This window comes from Streptomyces iranensis, from assembly GCF_017874715.1.
GTDB lineage: Bacteria > Actinomycetota > Actinomycetes > Streptomycetales > Streptomycetaceae > Streptomyces > Streptomyces iranensis.
Window position 1 is genome coordinate 343,463 of sequence record NZ_JAGGLR010000005.1, and the last position, 13,646, is coordinate 357,108.

The following is a 13,646-nucleotide window of genomic DNA, read 5'->3' on the forward strand; positions in this document are numbered from 1 at the left end:
TTGACGCGTTCTTAGCATCGGCGGTGTTACAGCGGTGGTGTCACACGATTGGGGGACGGAATGACGGTGGCGGAGGAAGGGGCGGCGAGCGGCCCGCTGGCCGGGGTGCGAGTGGTGGAGCTGGCCGGGATCGGGCCGGGCCCGTTCGCCGCCATGGTCCTCGCCGACATGGGAGCCGATGTCGTGCGCGTCGACCGCCCCGAGGGCGCCGGGGGTCTGCGGATCGACCCGGACTACGACCTCGCCAACCGCAACAAGCGCTCGGTGCTGATCGACCTCAAGGCCGACGGGGGCACGGCCGTCGTGCTCGACCTCGTCGAGCGTGCCGACATCCTCATCGAGGGCTACCGCCCGGGGGTCGCCGAGAAGCTGGGCCTCGGCCCGGACGACTGCCTGGCCCGTAACCCCAAGCTGGTCTACGGCCGGATGACCGGCTGGGGGCAGGAGGGCCCGCTCGCCCGGACCGCCGGCCATGACATCGGCTATATCGCCGTCACCGGCGCCCTCAGCATGATCGGCGCCGCCGACGGCCCGCCCGTCGCCCCCGTCAACCTCCTGGGGGACTACGCGGGAGGCTCGCTCTATCTCGCCATCGGCCTCCTCGCCGCCCTGCACCACGCTCGCGCGGGCGGCCCCGGCCAGGTCGTGGACGCCGCGATCGTCGACGGCACCGCCCATCTGACCGCCGTCACCCACGGCATGATGGCCGCCGGCGGCTGGCGGGACCAGCGCGGCACCAACCTCCTCGACGGCGGCTGCCCCTTCTACGGCACCTATGAGACCGCCGACGGCGGCTATATGGCGGTCGGGCCCCTGGAGCGCAAGTTCTACACGGAGTTCATCGAGCTGCTGGGGATCGCCGACAAGGCCCCGGCCCGCGATGACTTCGACAGCTGGGCCGCGCTGAGCGACGCCATCGCCGACCGCTTCAAGGAGCGCACCCGCGAGGAGTGGACCGCCGTCTTCGGCGGCTCGGACGCCTGCGTCGCCCCCGTCCTGTCGCTGCGGGAGGCCCCGTCCCATCCGCACCTCGCCGCCCGCTCCACCTTCCTCGACCACGGCGGGATCACCCAGCCCGCGCCCGCCCCGCGCTTCTCCGCCACCCCGGGCGCGGTGCGCCGCGGGCCCGCCCGGCCCGGGGCGGACACCGACGAGGTCGCCCACGAATGGGGAGTCACCTCGCTCATCGAGGGAAACCCGTCATGAGCCCCATGTCTCCGCTTCCCGCCGGACCACTGAGCCGTCCCCGCGCCAACCCTCCCCTGAAAGGCCGCTGACGTGAGCACCGAAGCGTATGTGTACGACGCCATCCGCACCCCGCGCGGGCGCGGGAAGGCCGACGGTGCCCTGCACGGCACCAAGCCCGTCGACCTGGTGGTGGGCCTCATCCATGAGCTGCGGCGGCGGTTCCCCGAGGTCGATCCGGCGGCGATCGACGACGTGGTCCTCGGCGTCGTCAGCCCCCTCGGCGACCAGGGCTCCGACATCGCCAAGATCGCGGCCATCGCGGCCGGGCTCCCGGACACCGTCGCGGGCGTCCAGGAGAACCGCTTCTGTGCCTCGGGCCTGGAGGCCGTCAACCTGGCCGCGGCCAAGGTCCGTTCCGGCTGGGAGGACCTGGTGCTCGCGGGCGGGGTCGAGTCGATGTCCCGCGTGAAGATGGGCTCCGACGGCGGGGCCTGGTTCGCGGACCCGATGACCAACTACGAGACCGGTTTCGTACCGCAGGGCATCGGGGCCGACCTCATCGCCACCGTCGGCGGCTACAGCCGCCATGACGTGGACAGCTACGCCGCGCTCTCCCAGGAGCGGGCCGCCCGCGCCTGGAAGGAGGGGTACTTCGACCGCTCCGTGGTCCCGGTCCGCGACCGCAGCGGGCTGACCGTCCTCGACCAGGACGAGCACATCCGCCCCGGCACCACCCCCGAGACCCTGGCCGGACTGAAGCCGTCGTTCGCCGCCATCGGCGAGGCGGGCGGCTTCGACGCGGTGGCGCTGCAGAGGTACCACTGGGTCGAGGCGATCGACCATGTCCACCACGCGGGCAACTCCTCGGGCATGGTGGACGGCGCCGCCCTGGTCGCCATCGGCAGCCGTGAGGTCGGTGAGCGCTTCGGGCTGACGCCGCGCGCCCGGATCGTCTCCGCCGCCGTCTCCGGCGCCGACCCCACCATCATGCTCACCGGCCCGGCTCCCGCCACCCGTAAGGCGCTCGGCAAGGCCGGGCTGACCATCGACGACATCGATCTGGTCGAGATCAACGAGGCGTTCGCGGCGGTGGTGCTGCGTTTCGTGGACGACATGGGGCTGAGCCTGGACAAGGTCAACGTCAACGGCGGCGCGATCGCGATGGGCCATCCGCTGGGCGCCACCGGCGCGATGATCCTCGGCACGGTGATCGACGAGCTGGAGCGGCGCGGCGGGCGGTTCGGGCTGGTGACGCTGTGCGTGGGAGGCGGGATGGGCATCGCGACGGTGGTCGAGCGGCTCTAGAGCAGCCCTGGACCGGCTCCAAGTCGCACGACACCGCAGCGGAGTGGCTCTCAAGACGCTGCCGTTCCCCCTCCTTCCCCCCTCCCCACGCACCTTCGCCCTGGAGACCTGAGATGACCCACCCCACCACCGCCTCGACCATCCGCTGGGAGCAGGACGACGAAGGCGTCGTCACCCTGGTGCTCGACGACCCCGGCCAGTCCGCCAACACCATGAACGCCGCGTTCATCGACTCCCTCGACGCGATCGCCGACCGTGTCGAGGCCGAGCGGGACGCCATCCGCGGCATCATCGTCACCTCCGCCAAGAAGACCTTCTTCGCCGGTGGCGACCTCAACGACCTCATCCGGGTCGGGCCCGGCCAGGCCCAGGAGGTCTACGAGAAGAACCTCCGCATCAAGCGCGCGCTGCGCCGGATCGAGACCCTCGGCAAGCCCGTGGTGGCCGCGATCAACGGCGCGGCGCTCGGCGGCGGGCTGGAGATCGCGCTCGCCTGCCACCACCGCATCGCCCTCGACGCCCCCGGGGCCCGCATCGGCTTCCCCGAGGTCACCCTGGGCCTGCTCCCCGGCAGCGGGGGTGTCGCCCGTACCGTACGGCTGCTCGGCGTCACCGACGCGCTGCTCAAGTGGCTGCTCCAGGGCACGCGATACAGCCCTCTGCGCGCCCAGGAGGCGGGGCTGGTGCATGACGTGGTGACCTCCCGCGAGGAGCTGCTGACCCGGGCGCGCGCCTTCATCGCCGCCCACCCCGAGTCGGCCCAGCCCTGGGACGACAAGGACTACCGGATTCCGGGCGGCACCCCGGCGCAGCCGAAGTTCGCCGTCAATCTGCCCGCCTTCCCCGCCAATCTGCGGAAGCAGCTGAACGGCGCCCCCTACCCTGCGCAGCGCAATATCCTGGCCGCCGCCGTCGAGGGGTCCCAGGTGGACTTCGAGACCGCGCAGACCATCGAGGCCCGGTACTTCACCGAGCTGGTCGTCGGCCAGACCGCCAAGAACATGATTCAGGCGTTCTTCTTCGAACTGCAGGCGGTCAACTCCGGTGCCAACCGGCCGCAGGGGACCGAGCCCAGCCAGGTCCGCAAGGTGGCGGTGCTCGGCGCCGGGATGATGGGCGCGGGCATCGCGTTCGCGTGCGCCAAGGCGGGCATCGAGGTAGTCCTGAAGGACGTGTCCGTGGAGGCCGCCGCCAAGGGCAAGGCGTACTCCGAGGGGCTGCTGGCCAAGGTGCTGGCCAAGGGCCGGACCACCGAGGCCAAGCGGGACCAGCTGCTGGCCCGGATCACCCCGACCGCCGATCCGCGCGACCTCGAGGGCTGTGACGCGGTCATCGAGGCGGTCTTCGAGGACCCGGCGCTCAAGCACAAGGTGTTCCAGGAGATCGAGGGCGTCATCACCCCCGACGCTTTGCTCTGCTCGAACACCTCCACCCTCCCCATCACCCTGCTCGCGGAGGGGGTGCAGCGCGCCGACGACTTCATCGGGCTGCACTTCTTCTCGCCCGTCGACAAGATGCCGCTGGTCGAGATCATCAAGGGCGAGCGCACCGGCGACAAGGCGCTGGCCCGCGCCTTCGACCTGGTGCGGCAGATCAGCAAGACCCCGATCGTGGTCAATGACTCCCGCGGCTTCTTCACCTCCCGCGTCATCGGCCACTTCCTCAACGAGGGCGTGGCGATGGTGGGGGAGGGCATCGACCCGGCCTCCGTGGAGCAGGCCGCCGCCCAGGCCGGATACCCGGCCAAGGTGCTCTCCCTGATGGACGAGCTGACGCTCACCCTGCCGCGCAAGATCCGCGAGGAGACGCGCCGGGCGACCGAGGAGGCGGGCGGCGAGTGGCGGCCGCATCCGGCCGACGCGGTCATCGACCGCATGGTGGAGGAGTTCGGGCGCCCCGGCCGCAGCGGCGGCGCGGGCTTCTACGACTACGACGCGACGACCGGCAAGCGCGCCGGGCTGTGGCCGGGGCTGCGCGAGCACTTCGCAGCGGGGGGCTCCGGCGGTTCCGGAGACGCTGTGCGTGAGGGCACCCGTATCCCCTTCGAGGACATGAAGGAGCGGATGCTCTTCTGCGAGGCCATCGACACGGTGCGGCTGCTGGAGGAGGGCGTGCTGACCTCCGTCGCCGACGCCAACATCGGCTCCATCCTCGGCATCGGCTTCCCCGGCTGGACGGGCGGGGTGCTGCAGTACATCAACGGATACGAGGGCGGCGTGGCCGGTTTCACGGCCCGTGCCCGGCAGCTGGAGGCGGCGTACGGGGAGCGGTTCGCCCCGCCCGCGCTGCTGGTGGAGAAGGCGGAGCGCGGGGAGCGCTTCACGGATTAGGCAGAACGCCTTCCACCGCCTCGCCCGCTGCCACGAGCGCCGGGCCGTTCGCCGACCATGAGCACATGCCAATCTGCGCGACCGCTAGGCTGAGCGCCTCACGACAAGCCGGGCAAGCAGCAGTTACGAGAAGAAGTCAGCGGTACCAGGGAGGAACCAACCGCATGCCTGTCGAGTTCAGTGGCATGATCAGCACCATGGACCACTCGGAGATAAGGCTGGACGGCGGCCCGGTCATCGACAAGGACTTAACAGGGAAGTTCGCCCGCGCCCACGGGGACACCGGGTTCGACCGGGTGCCGATGGACCAGTTCACCGGCGGCCGGATCGCGGCGCACATCCACTACTCCGGCGTCGAGTCGGCCCAGCAGCCGAGGGTCAGGCCGCACTTCGGCGGCTTGTCCGAGGCGGCCCACCGGGTCGGCGGCAAGCACGCCGACACCTACGCCCCGTGGGGCGAGCCTCTTGCGGAGAGCGCGGGAGCGGCGGCATGAGCGCCCAGAAGCGGCAGCTCAAGCTGGGCGCGATCACGATGGGCGCCGGCGGCCCCGGCCAGCCCTACCTCTGGCTCGACGAGGACCTTCCGGTCGATGCCAGCATCAGCGTCAACTGGTACGTCGAGCAGGCCCGCCTGGCCGAGGAGGCCAAGTTCGACCTGGTCTTCATCGTCGACGGTCTGTTCATCACCGCGGACTCGGCGCCGCACTACCTCAACCGCCTTGAGCCGCTGACCCTGCTGTCGGCCCTGGCGGTCAACACCAGCCACCTGGGTCTGGTCGCCACCGTGACCACCTCCTACAACGACCCGTTCAACATCGCCCGCAGCCTCGCCTCCCTGGAGCTCATCTCCGGCGGCCGGTCCGGCTGGAACGTGGTCACCACCGGCGACGCGGGCGCCGCGGGCAATTTCTCCCGCGACGAGCACTACGACTACGACACCCGCTACGCCAGGGGCCTGGAGTTCGTCCAGGTCGCCCAGGGACTGTGGGACTCCTACGAGCAGGACGCGTTCCCGCGCGACCGTGCCACGCGTACCTTCCTCGACCCGGCCAGGCAGCACGCCCTGAACCACAAGGGCGAGCACTTCCAGGTCGTGGGCCCGCTGAACGTCTCCCGTTCCCCGCAGGGCCGGCCGGTCATCTTCCAGGCAGGCGACTCCGAGCAGGGCCGTGACCTCGGCGCCACGATCGGCGAGGCCATCTTCACCAACGCTTCGTCCATCGAGGCGGGCCAGGCGTTCTACAACGACATCAAGACTCGGGCGGCGAAGAAGGGCCGCGACCCGCGGCACATCGTCGTCATGCCCGGTGCCTCGGTATTCGTCGGCGACACGGACGCCCAGGCCAGGGAGATCGAGCACGAGATCCATACCAGCGACAGGGACTTCGGCCAAGCCCTGGCGGGACTCGGCCGCCCGTTCGGCTGGCACGACTTCCGCCAGTACGACTTGGACGCCCCGTTCCCGCAACAGGCCCTCGCCCACGCGGAGCGCGGCTTCCGTACCAACGCCGAGAAGATCGCCGGCAAGGCGAAGGAAAAGGGCTGGACGCTCCGCCAGACCGTGGAGTTCATCTCGAGCCCGCGCCCGACCCCGTTCGCGGGATCGCCGGAAACGGTGGCCACTCGGCTTCAGGAGTGGTTCGAGGGCCGCGCCCTCGATGGCTTCAACTACCCCATCGGGCACCCCAGCCAGTGGCGGCGCTTCCGCGAGGAGGTCGTTCCGATCCTCCAGGAACGCGGCATCGTCCGCACCGAGTACGAGGCCACCACCCTCCGCGGCAACCTGGGCCTCCCGGTACCGGAAAACCGCTACACGAAGGCCCGCGAGGAGGAGTCCTCCTCGCTGAGAGGCTAAGCGGTCGCGCGGGCCGCCGCGTTCGTCGAGTAGGGCGTGAGCCCTGTCGGAGTCGTAGCGGGCGTCCAGCTGGACGGTGATGTCGTCCGTCAGCGCGCGCCGAGATGGCGTTCGAGCCGCTCGGCCACCCCCGGGCACCGCTCCCGGGTGATGTCCAGGAAGGCCGCCAGTACGGGGGAGCGGTCCTGGGCGCGGAACGACATCACCAGCTCCGGCAGTTCCACCCGCGGACTCACCTCGCACACCCGGACGTCCGGCCGCGCCGCCACCCGCAGACACGCCGGGCCGAGCCCCACCCCGACCCCGCACGAGGCCAGCCCGATGATGGTGTGCGCGTCCCATGCCTCCGTGACCCCACCGGCCCGCGCGGGCACCTCGGCGCCCTCGCCCAGCAGCCCGGCCAGCCAGGCGGCGACCGTCGGCTCCTCCTCCGCGGGCGCGACGATCAGATGCTGCCCCTTGAGCTGCTCGAGGCTGACCCTGGCCTGCCCGGCGAAGGGATGGGCGGCCCCGACGACCGCCACCAGATGGTCCCGGCCGACCGTGACCGACACCAGATCCTCGGCACCGGCGCCCCGGGGCGCACCACGCCCGATGGCGAGGTCCAGCTCGCCCGCGAGCAGCGCCGCCGTGGACCGGCGCGTGGACATCTCCTGCAGCCCCAGCCGCACCTCGGGGCGGTCGCGGATGAACGTGCCCAGCACGGACGGCAGAAGCTCCAGCAGCGCCGAGCCGATGAAGCCGAGCCGCAGCCGCCCCGTCTCGCCCCGGGCGGCCCGGCCCGCGTCCGACACGGCGGCCGACATCTCGGCCAGCGCCCGGCGCGCCCTGGCCAGGAACGCCTCGCCCGCGGTGGTCGGGAACACCCCGCGCGCCGTACGGTCGAAGAGCCGCGCGCCCAGCTCCCGCTCCAGCGCGGCGATCTGCTGGGACAGCGGCGGCTGGGCGATGCCGAGGGCGGCCGCCGCCCGTCCGAAGTGCTGATGCTCGGCCAGCGCCAGGGCGTAGCGCAGATGACGTGACTCCATCGGACCGAGGATAGCCGAGTCGATATTCAGAACATATCGGCGGTGGGGTTGTCAGATATGAGGGTGGATAACGGCTGGCCGTGCCGGTGGACTGTCCCCATGAGTGCCACGAGCCCCAGAACCCCTCTCACCGATTCCCACCCCGGCCCGGTTCCGTCCGGCACCGTGTTCGTGCTGGTCCACGGCGCCTGGCACGCCTCCTGGCAGTGGGCGTCCACCCAGCGCGCCCTGGCCCGGCTCGGCGCGGCCAGTCTCGCCGTCGATCTGCCGGGGCACGGCTTCGAGGCCCCGCTGCCCTCGGGTCTTCTCCTCCCAGGTCAGCCGGGTCTGGCGACCGAGAAGTCGGCGCTGGCCGGGGTGACCCTGGAGGAGTGCGCGGAGGCCGTCGTCACCGCGCTGCGGTCGGTCCGCCGGTATCCGAAGGTCGCCCTGGTCTCGCACAGCGCCGGTGGCGCCCCCGCGTCCCTGGCCGCGGAGCGGGCGCCCGAGCTCGTCGACGAGCTGATCCATCTCTCGTCCTTCGTACCCGCCGGGCGCCCGCGCTTCGCCGACTATCTGACGTCCCCCGAGCAGACGGCGACCGCGCGGGGGCAGGGGCTGATGCTGGGCGACCCGGAGGCCATCGGCGCGTTCCGGATCAATCCGTGCTCCGCCGATCCGGCGTATGTGGAGGAGCTGCGGCTGGCCTTCTACGACGACGTTCCCGCCGAGTCCTTCGCCCGCTGGTACCGGGCCCTGAGCCCGGATCTGCCCTTCGCGGTGCCGACCACCCCGATCACCCTGACCCGGGAGCGGTGGGGCCGGATACCGCGCACCTTCATCCGGTGCGCCGAGGACTGGGCGTGCACCCCCGCGATGCAGGATCTGATGATCGCGGAGGCCGACGCGGCCATGCCGGATCGGCCATTCACCGTGCGGCCCCTGCCGGGCGGCCACTCGCCGTTCGCCGCCCGCCCCGAGGAGCTCGCCGCCGCGCTGACCGGCGGCCGCTGACCCGCTCACCGGCGGTCGGCAACCACGCACCGACGGTCCTGACCAGTTCACCGGCGGCCCCGACCCGTTCACCGGCGTCCCCGACCAGTTCACCGGCCTCCACTGACCAGCCGGTTCCCCCGCAACCCCGGGGCGGATGCCGGGCCGCTCCGGGCCGCCCCGGGTCGGCCCGCTCAGTCCGCGTCCTGCCCGTACCAGGCCCGCAGCTCCTGCTTCATCGACCGTTGGAACGCGATCACCAGCGCCTCCACCACCAGTGGCTGCATATGGGCCGACAGCGACTTCTTCGCCTGTATCCGCTCGGGTCCGCTCCCGGACTCGTGATCGCGCTCGGGCCCCCACACCTCGTCCCGGAACAGCCGGCTGAGCTCGCGCGCCGCGGAGCGGGTGTGCTCCAGGACGACCGCGTGGGCGGTGCGTATCGTCTCCAGCTCGATCGGCACCTCCAGGAGCCGCAGCCCCAGATGGAGCGCCTTGGGGTCGATCCGGAACCGATCCGGGTCGTCGGTGCGCTCCAGCGCGTCCAGTGCGGCCAGCCGGTCGATGTCCTCCTCGGCGAGCGCCCGCCCGGCCCGCCGGTCCAGTTGCTCGCGGGTCGCCTCCTCGGGGGCGTCCGGGCCCCAGGAGGCGACCAGGGCGCTGTGGATGGCCAGATCGTTCTCGCTCAGATCCGGTGGCAAGTGGCTCAGATAGCGCTCGATGGCGGACAGGGTCATGCCGTGGCGCTGCAACTGTTCGATCAGCGCGAGCCGGGAGAGGTGCTCGCCGCCGTAGTGGCCGACCCGGCGCGGGCCGATCGCCGGTGGCGGCAGCAGCCCGCGGGTGCTGTAGAAGCGCACGGTGCGCACGGTCACCCCGGCGCGGGCCGCCAGCTCGTCGACGGTGAGGGTGGGTTCCTCGGTGCCGGGGGTGGTCATCGGTCGTGCCTCGCTTCCGCGTTGTCCTGCTCCGCTGTGCTGCTGCCCGATCGGGTTCATCAGTATTGCTGTCGCATCATCGCTGTGAAACCTCCCACCGCCACACGGTGAACACCGGGATCGGTAGGACCTGTTGACGCTCTCTTTACCGATGAATAGCGTGCGACGCCGTTCAGCTGTGTTGGTTTTCTTCCGAATCTGTGAGGTGGGGTCGGATTGAGCTCGGAACGCGGCAGGTATCGAATGCGGCGATTGATCGGGGCGGTGCTGGCCATGACCACCGCCGTCGGCCTCGGTCTCACGGCCGCGGACACGGCCGTCGGGAGGTCGTCGGACGCGGGCAAATTCCCCGCCGATGTGCACACCTACCTCGAGGACCCGGAGCGCACCGGCGAGGGCCAGGAGCCCCCGCACACCCGGCTGCGGCCGGACGGGCCGGACCGCGCGCAGTGGGAGCGCAACCTGGACGGATCCTGGCGGTTCGCCCTGGCCGACCGCCCGGAGGACGCCCCGAGCGGCTTCTGGAAGGACGGCTACGACGCCTCGGCATGGCAGCGCGTCCAGGTCCCGCACACCTGGCAGACCGACGACCTCGACCATCCGGTGTTCCGCAACGTCCAGAGCGAGATGTCGCCGGACGATCCGCCCAAGGTGCCCCGTGACACCAATCCGACCGGGGCCTACATCCGGGACATCGCGGTGCCCCGGAACTGGGACGGGCGGCGGCAGGTGATCCGCTTCGACGGGGTCACCTCCGGCTGGTTCCTGTGGGTCAACGGCCACTACGTCGGCTACGACCAGGGCGGCTATGTGCCCGCCGAGTTCGATGTGACCGACTATCTGCGGCCCGGCGCCACCAACCGGATCGCCGTCCAGGCGCATCGCTGGAGCGCGGGTTCGTATCTGGAGGACTACGACCAGTGGCGCTACGCGGGCATCTTCCGCTCCGTATCGCTGTACTCCACGCCGACGACCCGCATGGAGGACGCGTACGTCACCACCGATCTCGACGCCTCCTACCGGGACGCCACCCTGCGAACCGAAGTGGACATCGCGCGTACCGGAAGCGACAAGAGCGGACCCCATCAGGTCACCGGGGTGCTCTACGACCCCAAGGGGCGTGAGGTACGGCGGCTGACGGCTGAGGAGAAGGCCGGGAAGGCGGAGCTGACGGGGCAGATCGCCAACCCCGCCAAGTGGTCCGACGAGACGCCGAACCTCTATGCGCTGGTGCTCACCCTGCGCGATCCGGAGGGCAAGGCGATCCAGACCGTACGTCAGAGCGTCGGATTCCGTGAGATCGAGGTCAAGGACAAGCAGCTCACGCTCAACGGCAAACGCATCCTGATCCGCGGCGTCAACCGCGCCGAGACCGACCCGGCCACCGGACGCCATGCCACCCGCGCCCGGATGGAGCAGGACATCCGGCTGATGAAGCGGCTGAACGTCAACGCGATCCGCACCTCGCACTACCCCTCGGACCCGTACCTCTATGAGCTCGCCGACCGCGAGGGCATCCTGATCGACGACGAGATGGAGGTCGAGACCCACAGCCACGAGAACTGTCCGGACGACTGCCTGGCCGAGCGCCCCGAATGGCAGAAGGCGTTCCTCGAGCGCCACCAGGGCATGGTGGAGCGCGACAAGAACCACCCCAGCGTGATCATGTGGGACACCGGGAACGAGGCCGGACTGGGCAAGGCGCACTACGCGATGGCGAAGTGGACCCGGGCGAACGAGCCCACCCGCCCGCTCTACCACCAGTCCAACAGCCCCGACGGCGACGCTCCCTACGCGGACATCGCCGGGCCCCGCTATCCCACCCCGGCCTCCCTCGAAACCAAGGCCAAGACCTTCACCAAGCCCATCGTGATGGGCGAATACGCCCACGCCATGGGCAACAGCCTGGGCAACTTCCGCGAGTTCTGGGAGGTGATGCGCGCCTACCCCAGCGCCCAGGGCGGCTTCATCTGGGACTGGGCCGAGCAGAACATCCGCCGTCCGCTGATCACCACCCCCGACTCCTCCGGCCATGACATCGCCGCCTCCCTGTCCGGCAAGCCCAAGGTGGTCGACGGCTACGGGGGCAAGGGCAAGGCGCTGTATCTGTCCGGTCTTGACGACTTCGTCGAGACCTACCGCGACCCGAAGCTCGACCTCACCGGCACCGCCGTCACCCTCGACGCCCGCGTCAAACCGGCCGAGCCCTGGACCGGGGACTTCACCATCGTCAGCAAGGGCGACCAGTACGTCCTGCGGATGAAGGACGAGAACACCCTCGAATTCACCATCACCAGCGGCGGCAAGCCCCGCACCGTCACCGCCCCCGTGCCCGGCGGCTGGACCGGCGCCTGGCACCGGGTCACCGGCACCTACGACGGCAGCGCGCTGCGCCTCTATGCCGACGGTAAGGAGCTCGCCAGGACCGAGTGGAGCGGGCATATCGACTACACCGGCTTCGACCTCGGCGTCGGCCGGAACAACGACACCATGGAGGACGGCTGGACCGGCCGGACCGCCAAGGGCACCATCGACCAGGTCCGGGTCTATGACACGGCGCTCGGCGCGGAGCCGCTCGCCGCCGGCCAGGACCCGGAGCGCGAGGCCCTGATCGCCCTGAACTTCGACGACTTCACCCGTAAGGGCAGCTATCTCTCCTACGGGCTCTATGAATCCGGTGTGGACGGCCTGGTCACCGCCGACCGCGACCCGGAGCCCGAGACCGCCCAGCTGGCCTGGGTGCAGGCGCCCATCCGCATCACCGACCCGGGCGACGAGGGCGCCCGCACCGGCAAGGTGAAGGTCACCAATGAGCGCGCCTTCACCGGCACCGACGACCTCCGGCTGCGCTGGACGGTGACCGAGGGCGCGCGGACCGTCGCGAGCGGCACCTGCGCCCTGGACGTCGGGCCCGGCGAGAGCGCCGTGGTCCAGCTCCCGGCCCCGCCCGCCAACCCCGGCGGCCATGAGCGCCATCTGACCGTACGGGCCGTCACCGCGCACTCCACCGACTGGGCCGAGGCCGGGCATGTGGTCTCCTTCGGCCAGTTCGCGGTCGGCGGCGACAAGGTGCCCGAGCCGGCCCCCGCCCCGGCCGCCGAAAGCCCCGCCAAGGCCGTCGAGAGCGGCGAGGCCGTACGGGTCAGCGGCGAGGGCTTCCGCTACACCTTCGGCAAGAAGGAGGGCACACTCACCTCGATGCGCGTGGCGGGCCGCGAACTGCTCCGCTCCGGCCCCGAACTGGACGCCTGGCGCGCCCCGATCAGCAATGAGCGCTCCGACTGGGGCACCGCCGAGGGCAAGCGCTGGCGCTCCCTGGGTCTTGACCGGCTGCGCACCACCGTCGACGGGGTCGAGGTGACCCCCGGCGACGACGGCGCGGTCACCGTCACCGTCCGCTCCACGGCCGCCGCGCCCGATGTGACCGGCGCGTCCTTCGGCCAGACCGTGGCCTACCGGGTCGACGGCGCGGGCCAGGTCCGGATCCGGCACCAGGCCGAGGCGCGCGGCGACTTCCGCACCCTGCCCTATCTGCCCAGGATCGGCCTCAAGCTGAAGGTTCCCGAGCGGTACGGCACCTTCCGCTGGTACGGGCGCGGACCGGTGGAGAACCTCAACGACCGTAAGGACGGCACCCCCATGGGCGTCTGGTCCTCCTCGGTCGAGGACCAGTACGTGGAGTATCTGAAGCCCCAGGACCACGGCAACCACGACGATGTGCGCTGGGCGTCCCTGACCGACCGCGGCGGCGCCGGACTGCTGGTCTCCGGCGATCTGGAGGCGGGCGCCAGCGCGTACGACGAGCTCGACCGCGCCGCCTACCCACACTTCCTGAAGCGCAACGACGGCTGGAACACCCTGCACGCCGACCACGCGGTCACCGGCGTGGGCGACACCCCCAACCCGGTGCGCGACCAGTACCGGGTGAAGGCCGACGGCGCCTACGACTACACGCTCACCCTGCGCCCGCTCGACGGCGGCGCGAGCGCGCACACTGGAACAGGAGGGAAGTAACCGCACCACCGATGGA

At 71.1% G+C, this 13,646-nt stretch carries 9 protein-coding genes; 7 read left to right on the forward strand and 2 right to left on the reverse strand.

Annotated features, from left to right (window positions below; translation table 11 throughout):
* The first annotated feature begins 60 nt into the window (after positions 1-60).
* The 5 genes from J2Z30_RS11545 (at position 61) to J2Z30_RS11565 (ending at position 6,678) form a co-directional block, all read left to right on the forward strand.
* Positions 61-1,206 carry a CaiB/BaiF CoA transferase family protein gene (locus tag J2Z30_RS11545; protein WP_044568784.1) on the forward strand — a complete coding sequence of 382 codons (1,146 nt, stop codon included), beginning with the start codon at positions 61-63 and terminating at the stop codon, positions 1,204-1,206.
* Positions 1,207-1,278: 72 nt separating this feature from the next.
* Positions 1,279-2,493 carry an acetyl-CoA C-acetyltransferase gene (locus J2Z30_RS11550; protein WP_044568783.1) on the forward strand — a complete coding sequence of 405 codons (1,215 nt, stop codon included), beginning with the start codon at positions 1,279-1,281 and terminating at the stop codon, positions 2,491-2,493.
* Positions 2,494-2,606: 113 nt separating this feature from the next.
* Positions 2,607-4,823 carry a 3-hydroxyacyl-CoA dehydrogenase NAD-binding domain-containing protein gene (locus J2Z30_RS11555; protein WP_044568782.1) on the forward strand — a complete coding sequence of 739 codons (2,217 nt, stop codon included), beginning with the start codon at positions 2,607-2,609 and terminating at the stop codon, positions 4,821-4,823.
* A 164-nt stretch (positions 4,824-4,987) separates the two neighbouring features.
* Positions 4,988-5,317: an LLM class oxidoreductase gene (locus J2Z30_RS11560; RefSeq protein ID WP_044568780.1), complete on the forward strand. Its 330-nt coding sequence runs from the start codon at positions 4,988-4,990 to the stop codon at positions 5,315-5,317.
* Positions 5,314-6,678, forward strand: coding sequence for an LLM class flavin-dependent oxidoreductase (locus J2Z30_RS11565; RefSeq protein WP_044568779.1), 1,365 nt, complete (start codon positions 5,314-5,316; stop codon positions 6,676-6,678). The genes J2Z30_RS11560 and J2Z30_RS11565 overlap by 4 nt, the downstream gene beginning before the upstream one ends.
* A gap of 89 nt (positions 6,679-6,767) precedes the next feature.
* On the opposite strand, the gene J2Z30_RS11570 is transcribed toward J2Z30_RS11565, so the two are convergent.
* Positions 6,768-7,706, reverse strand: a complete 939-nt coding sequence (locus tag J2Z30_RS11570; protein ID WP_044568777.1) for a LysR family transcriptional regulator — start codon at positions 7,704-7,706, stop codon at positions 6,768-6,770.
* 99 nt (positions 7,707-7,805) lie between these two features.
* Here J2Z30_RS11570 and J2Z30_RS11575 point away from each other — a divergent pair, with 99 nt between their 5' ends.
* Positions 7,806-8,699: an alpha/beta hydrolase gene (locus J2Z30_RS11575; RefSeq protein ID WP_044568776.1), complete on the forward strand. Its 894-nt coding sequence runs from the start codon at positions 7,806-7,808 to the stop codon at positions 8,697-8,699.
* 173 nt (positions 8,700-8,872) lie between these two features.
* Here the strand turns inward: J2Z30_RS11575 and J2Z30_RS11580 are convergent, their stop codons facing one another.
* The gene (locus J2Z30_RS11580; RefSeq protein ID WP_044568775.1) at positions 8,873-9,616 is read right to left on the reverse strand and encodes a MerR family transcriptional regulator; all 744 of its coding nucleotides are present in this window, start codon (positions 9,614-9,616) and stop codon (positions 8,873-8,875) included.
* Positions 9,617-9,859: 243 nt separating this feature from the next.
* Between J2Z30_RS11580 and J2Z30_RS11585 the strand changes: the two genes are divergently transcribed.
* Positions 9,860-13,630, forward strand: a complete 3,771-nt coding sequence (locus tag J2Z30_RS11585; protein WP_245387864.1) for a glycoside hydrolase family 2 TIM barrel-domain containing protein — start codon at positions 9,860-9,862, stop codon at positions 13,628-13,630.
* The last annotated feature ends 16 nt before the right edge of the window (positions 13,631-13,646 follow it).

Coding starts and splice junctions, on each gene's coding strand:
- J2Z30_RS11545 (WP_044568784.1), top strand. CDS start 61: ATGACGGTGGCGGAGGAAGGGGCGGCGAGCGGCCCGCTGGCCGGGGTG.
- J2Z30_RS11555 (WP_044568782.1), top strand. CDS start 2,607: ATGACCCACCCCACCACCGCCTCGACCATCCGCTGGGAGCAGGACGAC.
- J2Z30_RS11560 (WP_044568780.1), top strand. CDS start 4,988: ATGCCTGTCGAGTTCAGTGGCATGATCAGCACCATGGACCACTCGGAG.
- J2Z30_RS11565 (WP_044568779.1), top strand. CDS start 5,314: ATGAGCGCCCAGAAGCGGCAGCTCAAGCTGGGCGCGATCACGATGGGC.
- J2Z30_RS11570 (WP_044568777.1), bottom strand. CDS start 7,706: ATGGAGTCACGTCATCTGCGCTACGCCCTGGCGCTGGCCGAGCATCAG.
- J2Z30_RS11575 (WP_044568776.1), top strand. CDS start 7,806: ATGAGTGCCACGAGCCCCAGAACCCCTCTCACCGATTCCCACCCCGGC.
- J2Z30_RS11580 (WP_044568775.1), bottom strand. CDS start 9,616: ATGACCACCCCCGGCACCGAGGAACCCACCCTCACCGTCGACGAGCTG.
- J2Z30_RS11585 (WP_245387864.1), top strand. CDS start 9,860: ATGCGGCGATTGATCGGGGCGGTGCTGGCCATGACCACCGCCGTCGGC.